Here is a 2876-nt window from a genome sequence, read left to right as displayed (position 1 = left end):
GACGGTCGAAGGCCCCCTCGCAGCAGCGAGGGGGCCTTCGGCGTTCCCGCACCCTCCCGATCGTTCCTCCCCGTTCCCCGGAAGGCCCGGAAACGGCGGCGGTCGGCCGATAGCGTGGGTGTCCGTCCTCGCACCGGAGGTGCTGTCGCCGTGGCTTCCCTCGGTCTGCCCGACCCGCCCGCCGCCTTCGACCGCCCCCCGCTCGCGCTCGCGGAGGAGCTGGTCCTGCTCTGCACCGACCCGGACAGCGGCGCCCTGCGGGTCTCCCGGAACGGCTTCCAGCGGGCGATCGCGGCCGCCGTGCTCACCGAGCTGCTGCTGACCGGCGGCCTCACGGTCGAGGACCGGCGGATCACCGGGTTCCGTCCGGTCGGGGCGGGCGACGAGGTCACCGCCGAGGTGCTCGCCCGGCTGGAGCGGTCCCCCAAGGGGCGCCGGCCCGGGCTGGACGCGGCCCTGCGCCGTGTGCCGCGGGCGCCGGCGGTGCGCTCCTTCCGGGAACGGCTGGTCGCGAGCGGGCACCTGACCCTCGAACGCCGCCGCATCCTGCTGGTGCCGTACCGCGCCTGGCTGCCGGTGCGCGCCACCGCCGGCGCCGAGATCGCCGAGCGGATCACCGCCACCCTGCGGGGTGCTTCCGGTCCGCACGGCGCCTCCCCCTCGGCCGAGCGGGACCTGCACCTGGCCGGGATGCTCTGGGCCGCGCAACTGGACCGGCGGCTCTTCCCCGGTCGGGAGCACTCGGGGCTGCGGAAGTCCTTCCGGACGGTCGCCCGGGAGCAGCCGATCGCCCAGGCCCTGCGCCGGGTGGTCGGGGCGGACAACGCCAGCGGCGGCTGAGCGGCCCGGCGGGGTCAGTCCGGCCCGCGGGAGGTGTCCAGGACCGCCGAGGCCACCGCGTCCGGCCGGTCGAACATCAGCAGGTGCCCGGCCGGGGCAGTGCGCCGGTAGTCCGCGCCGAGGAGTTCGGCGAGACCCCGCTGGGCGGCCAGCCATTCCTCGGTCCGGGGGCCGCTCAGACCGTCGTCGGCGGCGAGCACGGTCACCGGCAGGCCCGCCGGCAGCGGCGCGGTGCGGCGCAGCACGGCCAGTTCGGCGGCCATGTCCAGGTAGTGGGTGTTCTCCCGGAGCAGCGCCCGCAGCGACCGTCCGGTGCGGTAGCAGCGCCGGACCAGCGGCGCCGGGGCGAGGTCCTCGTGCCGCACCGTGGTGGCCCGGGCGACCGTCCGGCGCACGGCGGGCCCGAGCAGGTAGGGCACGGCGACGGCGGTGCCGGCGGCCGCCGTGGCGCGCGCCGCGAGGTCCCGCAGGCCGGGCGCCGGGCGCGGCCGGGGGTCCGGTTCGACGCTGCCGTCCAGCAGGACCAGCCCGGCCGTCCGCTCGGGGTACAGCCGCGCGAACGCCTCGACGTGGAAGCCGGCCAGCGAGTGCCCGGCCACCGTGCAGCGTCCGGGCAGGCCGAGCGCGTCGAGGACGGCCCGGATCCGGTGCGCCTCCCCGGCGGCGGTCGGGGCGGGCCGGTCGGCCGGTTCGGAGGCGCTCAGGCCGTAGCCGGGCCGGTCGAAGCGGACGACGGTGCGGTACGGGGTGAGGAAGGGGACCACGAGGTCCCAGTCGAACCAGCTGCTGCCGAGCCCGCCGGTGAGCAGGCAGACCGGCCCCCGGCCCTCGACCCGGACGTGCAGCGGGGTGCCGTCGATCCGTACGAAGGCGGCCGGGCCGGACCGGGAGGCGGGCGGGCCCTCGTGATCCTCGGCGCTGTCGGGGCCGTCGCGATCGTCCGGGCCGCCTGGGCCGTTCGGGTCGCCGGGGCTTCCGGCGCCGTTCGCGCTCGGGCCGCGGTCGCCGGTCATACCGGATCCCGCCGTTCGGTCCGGGACGGCGCGGCGGCCGGGGCATCGCGGGCAGCGCCCTCGGCGGCCGCCCCGGCGGAAGGGCCGGTCCGGCTCGGCAGGCCGACGCCCGCCGCGAGCAGCGCGAGCCAGAGGGCGACCAGCAGCACCTGGAGCCGCTGGCCGGCGCCCAGTGCCCAGGTGCCGTGGCCCGCCTCGAAGGCGGCGATCGCGCCCAGGCTCCAGCCGGTGGCGAGCACCTCGGCCCCCAGCAGCCACGGCCCGTACCGGCGCACCGGCGGCCACCGGTGGTAGCGCCGGGCGGCGACGGTGAGCGCGGTCAGCCCGCCGAGCGCGCCGAGCACGGCCAGGCTGCTGGTCACGGCGTGGGCGGTGTGGGTGGCGGGGACGAGGCCGGCGGTCTCCCGGGCGGCGCACATCTCGTCGCTGGTGGGCGCACAGCTCAGCGGCAGCCGGGAGTCGGCGGCGGTGGCCGCGCCGAACAGGGCGAGCGCGGCCCAGCCGCCCGCCGCCCAGGGCTGTCGGCCCGGGCTCGCCCCGGCCTGCCGGGGTACCGGGCGGCGGAGGTGGAAGGCGGACAGGGCGAGCAGGGCGGCCGCCAGCACCGCGAGTCCGGCGACCAGGTCGGTGGCCCGGAAGAGGCCGCCCAGCGGCTGGTCCTCGGCGGCGAGCTCGCTGATGTAGGCCTGGACCGGGTCGAGCCCGGTGCTGAGCACCACCTCCAGGACCCACGCGGTGTACGCCACCGCGCTGAGCAGCAGCAGCGCGCCGACGGCCCTGGCGGCGGCCACCGGCCGGGCCGGGGCGGACGTCGGGGCGGACATCGGGGCGGGCGTGCGCCGAGCGTTCCGGCGACCGGGGTGGGAGCTGGGCACAAATCCACCCTAGCCGTCGACAAACTCCACCCCAACCGGGCGGAAACGGACAGGCTGCTCCCGGTGACGCCCAGGTGGTTCGAGGCACCCTTCGGAAGCGTGTATTGTTTTCCCCGTCAGCAGGCGCCGCTAGCTCAGTTGGTTAGAG

General features: G+C 77.9%; 3 protein-coding genes. 1 reads left to right on the top strand and 2 read right to left on the bottom strand.

The genetic code is table 11. From position 1 onward, the window contains the following. The first annotated feature begins 150 nt into the window (after positions 1–150). Complete coding sequence (locus VR45_RS17165; RefSeq protein ID WP_045940644.1) at positions 151–840, top strand: GPP34 family phosphoprotein; 690 nt, start codon at positions 151–153, stop codon at positions 838–840. Positions 841–854: 14 nt separating this feature from the next. Here the strand turns inward: VR45_RS17165 and VR45_RS17160 are convergent, their stop codons facing one another. Together VR45_RS17160 and VR45_RS17155 are read right to left on the bottom strand one after the other, a co-directional pair. Beyond that, on the bottom strand, positions 855–1853 hold the full coding sequence (locus tag VR45_RS17160; protein WP_078896598.1) for an alpha/beta hydrolase: 999 nt from the start codon (positions 1851–1853) through the stop codon (positions 855–857). After that, positions 1850–2677 carry a DUF998 domain-containing protein gene (locus VR45_RS17155; RefSeq protein ID WP_045940643.1) on the bottom strand — a complete coding sequence of 276 codons (828 nt, stop codon included), beginning with the start codon at positions 2675–2677 and terminating at the stop codon, positions 1850–1852. Before VR45_RS17155 ends, VR45_RS17160 begins: the two co-directional genes overlap by 4 nt. Positions 2678–2876: the final 199 nt, after the last annotated feature.

Source organism: Streptomyces sp. NRRL S-495 (assembly GCF_000966955.1).
Classification (GTDB): domain Bacteria; phylum Actinomycetota; class Actinomycetes; order Streptomycetales; family Streptomycetaceae; genus Kitasatospora; species Kitasatospora purpeofusca.
The sequence above is the reverse complement of the archived record's forward strand: the minus strand, read 5'-3'. Positions and strand labels throughout refer to the sequence as shown.

What these genes read in the sequence shown, in the direction of transcription:
- VR45_RS17160 (WP_078896598.1), bottom strand. Translation starts at nt 1,853, where the DNA reads ATGACCGGCGACCGCGGCCCGAGCGCGAACGGCGCCGGAAGCCCCGGC.
- VR45_RS17155 (WP_045940643.1), bottom strand. Translation starts at nt 2,677, where the DNA reads ATGTCCGCCCCGACGTCCGCCCCGGCCCGGCCGGTGGCCGCCGCCAGG.